The 7,104-nt window shown below is 66.2% G+C and carries 5 protein-coding genes; all 5 read right to left on the reverse strand.

The genetic code is table 11. The features are described from left to right. Positions 1 to 130: 130 nt before the first annotated feature. Complete coding sequence (locus HMPREF9440_RS09235) at positions 131 to 700, reverse strand: OmpH/Skp family outer membrane protein (protein ID WP_148516612.1); 570 nt, start codon at positions 698 to 700, stop codon at positions 131 to 133. Positions 701 to 923: 223 nt separating this feature from the next. After that, complete coding sequence (bamA, locus tag HMPREF9440_RS09240) at positions 924 to 3,245, reverse strand: outer membrane protein assembly factor BamA (protein WP_008543581.1); 2,322 nt, start codon at positions 3,243 to 3,245, stop codon at positions 924 to 926. 253 nt (positions 3,246 to 3,498) lie between these two features. Continuing rightward, a complete protein-coding gene (gene rseP, locus HMPREF9440_RS09245) occupies positions 3,499 to 4,836 on the reverse strand; it encodes an RIP metalloprotease RseP (protein ID WP_008543583.1) in 1,338 nt (445 codons plus the stop codon). Beyond that, positions 4,836 to 6,011, reverse strand: a complete 1,176-nt coding sequence (gene dxr / locus HMPREF9440_RS09250) for a 1-deoxy-D-xylulose-5-phosphate reductoisomerase (protein ID WP_008543584.1) — start codon at positions 6,009 to 6,011, stop codon at positions 4,836 to 4,838. Before dxr ends, rseP begins: the two co-directional genes overlap by 1 nt. Positions 6,012 to 6,058: 47 nt before the next feature. Continuing rightward, positions 6,059 to 7,104 (reverse strand): metallophosphoesterase (locus HMPREF9440_RS09255; protein WP_245523606.1); only part of this gene is annotated, 1,046 nt, incomplete at its 5' end.

Raw genomic sequence — 7,104 nt, forward strand, 5'->3', positions numbered from 1 at the left:
CCGTCGGGTCGGCGGCGGCACCGCCGGTCTTCATGTCGAGGCGCGAGCGCGAGAGGGCGTCGACGCGGGAGATGAGTTCGGAAAGCGTGATGGGCGCGATCGGCTTCATGATGTGTGCTGGTTTCCTGGGTTACTTCTTCGGGGCGGGGGCGATGTCGCGGTCGAGCTCTTCGATCACGCGGGCGGTGAGGTCCACCTTGTCGCTCGCGTAGAAGAATTCGTAGAGAACGAGGTCGAACTTCTCGTTCTTCGCGATGTCCTGCACGATGCGCGCGGCGCGGCCCTGAAGGAGCATCACCTCTTCGTTCCTGCGCTGGTTGAATTCGTCGCGGGCTTCGCGGCTGCGGCGGCTCACGTCGCGCTCCATTTCAGCCAAGGAGCGGCGTTCCGCCACGCGGGTCGTCTCATCCATGGTGGGCGCGTCCTTCTCGAAGCGTTCGAGCCGCTGCTTGAAGCGGCGCGTGAGCGCGTCGATTTCTTCCTGACGGCGCTGCCCTTCGGCGTTCAAACGGTCGCTCGCCTGCTGCGCCAGCTTCGCGTCGCGCAGGATGCGCTCCATGTTGACGACGCCGATTTTGAGCGAGGACGTTGCGGCGGCCGCGGGCTGCGCCGCAGGCTGGGCGGGCGCGGCGAAGGCACTGCCGCCCACCGCGAACGAAAGCGCGAGCGCGGCGGCGGTCGCCCCAAGGGTTGTGCGCATGACCATGGTTCTTCCCTTTTCCCGATGATGGTTGAAGAGGATCCTTGAAAATCCTCCGGATATGGTGCGCATTGTAGCGGCCGCGGGGATCGCGCTCCAACCGGGGAGGCCTCCCGAGGCCCCGTCGGCAGGACTTCCTTCAAAGAAAAACGCACCGTTGCCCTTCGTGAGGGTCGGTGCGTCTTTCGTGCGGGTCCGGTCGGTCCCTTTCCTTTGGGTTGGATTAGAAGCCCGTACCGATCTGGAACTGGAAGCGCTGGATGTCGTCGCCGTCCTTGTCGTTCAAGGGCGCCGCGATCGAGAACTTCAACGGGCCCAGGGGCGAGATCCACGCCACGCCGATACCGGTCGAGTAGCGCAGATCAGAGAGGCTCATGCTCTGGCGGCGGTACTGGCACACGCCCACGCCTTCGTAACCCCAGACGTAGCCGGCGTCGAGGAAGCCGAAGACGCGCAGCGTACGGTCGCCGCCCGGGAGCGGCGCGAGGATTTCGATGGAGCCCGTGAGCATGCGGTCGCCGCCCAGGTTGTCCGAGTCGCCGTCGTACGGGTCGTGGTCGTATTCCTTCGGACCGAGCGAGCCGGAGTTGTAGCCGCGCACCGAGCCGATGCCGCCCGCGTAGAAGTTCTTGAAGAACGGGAATTCGTCGGTCTTGCCGTAGACGTCGCCCCAACCCACTTCGCCGTTGAAGGCGAGCGTCCAGGTACGAGACAACGGGATGTACTGCTGGTACTGGTACGTCGCCTTGTAGTACTGGATGTCGAAGCCCGGGAGCGCGAACTCACCGTTCAGGCGCTGGTAGACGCCGCGCGTCGGCGCGAGCGAGTTGTCGCGGCTGTCTCGCGACCAACCGAGCGTGAGCGCCACGGTCATCGGGTTGTCGCCGTACTTGTCTTCGTAGTTCTGGTAGCGCCAGGGCGAATTGGCGTTCGACTTCACGTCCGTCATTTCGAAGCGCCCGCCCAGGAACACGCGGTCGAGTTCCGTGAAGGGGATGCCCCAGCTCACGCCGAAGCCGCGGGTGTCGTACTTCACGTCCGCCACTTCGAGTTCTTTGAGGTCGACGCTGCGGTCGTAGACGTCCCACGAGCGCGAGATCCCTTCAGGCGTGATGTAGGGCTGCACGACCGAGAGCGCGATCGTGCGCTGCGACTTCGACGTGTTGACGTCGACCGAGACCGAGTTCCCGGTCCCGAAGACGTTGTTCTGCGCGAAGCCGGCCGAGAGGATGATGCCCTCAGACGTGGAGTAGCCGGCGCCCAAGGAGATCGAGCCGGTCGGACGTTCCTTGACGTTCACTTCGAGGTCGACCTGGTCGCGCGTGCCCGGCACGGGCTTCGGTTCCGCGGTCACGGACTCGAAGTAGCCCAAGCGGTCGATGCGGTCGCGCGAGAGCTTCACGAGGTCGCTGTTGAACCAGGCGGCTTCGTACTGGCGGACTTCGCGGCGGATCACTTCGTCGCGGGTGCGGTTGTTGCCGGTGATGTTGACGCGGCGCACGTACGCGCGGCGGCCCGGGTCGACCGTGTAGACGATGTCGACCGTGCGGCCCTGGGCGTCCGAGATCGGGGAGGCGTTCGCGGTCGCGAAGGCGTAGCCCAAGGTGGCGAGCTTGTCCGTGATGGCCGAGGAGACGTTCTTCACCTTTTCGGCGTTGTACATCTCGCCCTTTTCGAGCGTGATCAAAGCCTGGAGTTCGCTGTCGAGCCCCAGAAGGTCGCCGGTGAGGCGCACGTCGTTCACCGTGTACTTCTCGCCCTCGGTCATGTTGATCGTCACGTAGACGTCGCTCTTATTGGGGGCGATCGAAACCTGGACCGAGTCGATCTTGAAGTCGAGGTAGCCCTGGTTCATGTAGAAGGAGCGGATGCTCTCCAGGTCGGCCGCGAGCTTTTCACGCGAGTAGAGGTCGCGCTTCGTGTACCAGCTGAACCAGTTGGGAACGCCCAGCTGCATCAGGTCGGCGAGCTCGTCGTTGTCGAACGTTTTGTTCCCGACGAAGCGGATCGCGGAGATCGAGCTGGCGCGCCCTTCGTCGACGCTGATCGTGATGCGCACGCGGTTGCGCTCCAGCGGCGTCACCGTCGTCTTCACCGAGACGCCGTAGTAGCCGCGGGCCAAGTACTGACGGCGCAGTTCCTGGTCGGCGCGCTCCAAGACCGCCTGGTCGAAGATGCGGCCTTCGGCCATGCCGACGTCGCGCAGGCTCTTTTCCACCGCGTCCTTGTCGAACGCCTTGATGCCGCTCGTTTCGATCGTCGCCACCGCGGGGCGTTCCACGATGTGCACGACGAGAACGTCGCCGTCCTGCGTCAACATCACGTCGCGGAAGAGACCAGACGCGTAGAGGGCGTGAATCGCACGGGTGCCTTTTTCCGCGGTGTATTCGTCGCCCGCACGGAAGGGCAGGTGCGAGAAGACCGTACCGGGCTCGGTACGCGAAATGCCTTCAACGCGGATGTCGGAAATCGTGAAAGCCGCCGCACCCTGAGCAAACGCCAGGGCGCCGAGAAGGGTGGCAGCCAATTTGGAAACGGTGGGCATCGACAAAACGATCTCTCTTTTCGATGGTCGGGCCGGAGCCCCGCGGGCCGCTTTTCGGGGAGAAGCGCGCACGGGGCGGGCAAAAAATTTCTGTAAGGTTACCAAAATCCGGTGTCAAAAGGGGCGCAACGGCGGGCCTATCGGGTTACGGAAACGCTTCCCGCGCGGGCGTAATGGTGGAAACCTCTCACGCGGCGCAGGAAGCGGCGGAATCCGTCAACGGGGCTGATCAGAGCCGTCCGCCCTCCTTCGCTCACAACCTCCCGATGTCGTTCACGGTCACGTAGACCGCGAGGAACATCAGAAGGACGAACCCCAGCTGCGTCAGCCGCATCTGGAAGGCTTCCGAGAGGGGCTTTCCGCGGACGAACTCCACGACGAGCATCACGAGCTGGCCGCCGTCCAAGGCGGGTACCGGAATCAGGTTCATGAAGCCGATCGCGACCGAGATGAGCGCGATGAATTCGAGCATGGGCGTGAGACCGGCCTGCGCCGCGTTCCCCGCCATCGTGCCGATCCCGACGGGGCCGGAGAGGTTCTCCGTACTCACCTTCCCCTGGGCCATCCCGGAGACGGCGTTCCACTGAAGGCGCGTCAAGAGCGCCACGCGCTCCCAGCCGTGCCTCACGGCTTCGACGGGGCCGAGCCTCACCGTCGTGAATTCGATCGTGGGCCGCAGCGTCGTGCGGATCACCCAGTTGCCTTCGTCGTTCCGCTCAGGGCGCACGGTCGCCGTCATCGCGACCAGTTCCTTCTGCCCGTCCGTCATCACGGCGCGCTCGAATTCGAACGTCATCGCGCGGCCGCCGCTCTCGCGGATCAAGCGGAGCGTCTCCGAGAAGGTGACGGGAAGCCCGTCGATCCTCGTGATGAAGTCCCCGGGGAGAAGCCCCGCGGACGCGGCCGGGCCGCCCGCCACGGGTTCGGCGATCTGCACGCCGCGGCCCGAAAGCTGGATGCCGACCAACGGGAGCACGAGCCCCTGGTTTTCGGCCATGTCCTCGAACGAGATCTTCGAGAGGTCGATCGTGCGCTCGTCGGGGCGGCCGTCGCGGATCAACCCGAGCGAGACCGAGGGCTCACCGATCAGCCCCATCAGCTCGGCGTTCAGTTCCGAGATCCCGTCCACCTTCTCGCCGTTCACCGACACGATCAGGTCGTTCGGGCGGATGCCGACGGCTTCCGCCATCGAGCCCGGCGCGGGCGCGACGTAGGGGACGATGTCCCGCACGCCCGAGACGCCGACCCCGGCGAAGAGCACGACGGCGAGGATGAAGTTCATCGCCGGGCCCGCCGCGATCACGACGGCGCGCTTCCAAATGGGGGCGTTCTTGATGAGGGTCCTGCGGACATCGTCCGACAATTCCGGCGAATCCTCGATGAAGCGGACGTACCCGCCGATCGGGAGCGCCGACAAGACGTACTCGATCCCGTTTCTCGTGCGGCTCCAGACGACCGGGCCGATCCCGATCGAGAAGCGGTCGACGGCGATCCCGAGCATGCGCGCGGCGCCGAAATGCCCGCCCTCGTGCACGGCCACGACGACCGCGATGGTGACGAGAAAGCCGATCGCGATCCAGACTCCGGTCATCAGGCGCCCTCCTTCATGCCGAGCGCGGCGCGCACGCGCCGGCGGACCTCACGGTCCAAGGCGAGGATGTCGTCGACGGACGCAGGTTTCGGCGCCGGGATCGATTCCAACGCCCCCGCGACGGTGCTGAAGATGGTCGTGAAGGCGATTCTCTTCGCGAGGAACGCCTCGACCGCGATTTCGTTAGCGGCGTTCAAGACGATCGTCTCGCCGCCTTCGCCCGCCAACGCCTCGTAGGCAAGCTTCAGGAGCGGGAACGTCTCGGTGTCGGGTGCTTCGAAGGTGAGGCGCCCGATTTTGGCGAGGTTGAGCCTTTCGACCCCGGCCTCGATCCGCTCGGGCCAGGCCATCGCGTACGCGATCGGGTTCTTCATCGAGGGGGTGCCCATCTGCGCGAGGACGCACCCGTCCGCAAACTCCACCATCGAGTGCACGATCGATTCGGGGTGCACGACGACGTCGATCCGGTCGCCGGGAAAGCCGAAGAGCCAGGAGGCTTCGATCACTTCGAGACCCTTGTTCATCAGGGTCGCGCTGTCGACGCTGATCTTCCTCCCCATCGACCAGTTGGGGTGTCGGACGGCTTCTTCGGGCGTGATGCCGGTGAGATCTTTGCGCCCCCGGAAGGGTCCGCCCGACGCGGTGAGGATGAGCCGAGCCTTCGCCTTCTGCGCCTCATCCGCGCCCGCGAGGCACTGAAAGAGCGCGTTGTGTTCGCTGTCGACCGGGAGGATGAGGGCGCCCGTCGCCCGGGCGCGCCCCATGAGAAGGCCCCCGCCGCAGACGACGCTCTCCTTGTTGGCGAGAAGGAGCCTCCTCCCCGCCTCCACCGCGCGGAAGGTGGGCTCCACCCCCGCCGCGCCCACGATCGACTGAAGAACCGCGTCCGCTTCTTCCGCGGCGGCGTCCGCCACGGCATCGGCGCCGGCCGCCGCCTCGACGTGGCCCAAGCCCACGGCGTCCAGCTGACGGCGCAGTTCCTGATACTTCCCTTCATCCGCGATCACGACGCGGTCGGGGTTCGTTTCCAGGGCCGCTTCAACGAGGGGCGCGACGCGCGAGCCCCCGGCCAGCGTCCCCACGCGCCAATCGTCCGCGTGCATGCGCACGACCTCGAGCGCCGAGCGCCCGATGCTGCCGGTGGCGCCGAGAATCGTCAGAGTCTTTTGAGTCATGTTCTTCCGTCATCCGTATGTTCTGCGTGAGCTCGGGGCGCGGCCCTTCAGGCCGCCCGCACGAGCCGGTGCACCGCGATCTCGGCGGGGACGCCGAGCCGGAGCACGAATCCGTTCCAAAGTCCCGACCCCGGGTGCACGTACATCCGCGTCCCGTCGGGGAGCGCATAGAGCCCCTTCACGAACATCCCGTTCATGATTTCGACGGCCTTCTGCATGCCGATCACCTGCCCGCCGTGCGTGTGCCCGGAGAGCTGTAGATCAAACGCCGTCTCCTGCCGGTACTCGGGGAAGCGCTTCGGCTGATGCGCCATCAGGATGCGGAAGAGCCCTTCGGGGGCGCCCGCAAACGTGCGGTCGGCGTCGGGGGCCTCGCGCCCGAAGCGCGCAGCGTACGGGTCGCAGACGCCGCCCAACGCGAAGCGTACGCCTTGGCGCGGCTCCAGCACGACGTGGTCGTTTCTGAGCATCCGGATCCCGAGCGCGGCGTAGTGTTCGACCCAGCGGTCGTAGTCGAGATAGTGTTCGTGGTTGCCGTCGCAGCCGAAGACCCCGAGCCTCGCCCGCAGGTCCGCGAGCGGCGCCGCGTCCTCAAGACGCGCCTTGACGGTGCCGTCGGCGATGTCGCCGGTGATCAGGATGAGTTCGGGGGAAAGCGCGTTGACGCGTTCGACGAGCGCCTCCATGTGCGTGCGCGAGAGCAGCGACGAGCAGTGCACGTCGGAGAGGTGCACGAAGGTGAAGCCCTCCAGTTCCGGCGGCAGATTCGGCACGGGGAGATCACGCCGGACCACGTCCGGGACCTTCACGCCCTGCCAGACGCCGAAGGCGGCGACCCCGACCGAGGCGGCCCCCAAGGCGAGGACGCTTCGGCGGTCCTGCTGCACGGCCTTGTGGAGCTTCACACCCGAGCGCCCGGCCAGAACCGCGATGAAGATGACGCCCTCGCGCATCACGGTGAAGACGGCGAGGACGAGAAGGGTCGAGCTCGCGAGGCTCCCCGCCACCATGAGGCCGGACGGGAGTTCCGGCGAGAGAAGCCCGCCCAGGAACACCGCCGTCACGAAGGGGTACGCCGCCGCGCAGACCAAAA

Origin of the sequence: Sutterella parvirubra YIT 11816 (genome assembly GCF_000250875.1) — a bacterium.
Classification (GTDB): domain Bacteria; phylum Pseudomonadota; class Gammaproteobacteria; order Burkholderiales; family Burkholderiaceae_F; genus Sutterella; species Sutterella parvirubra.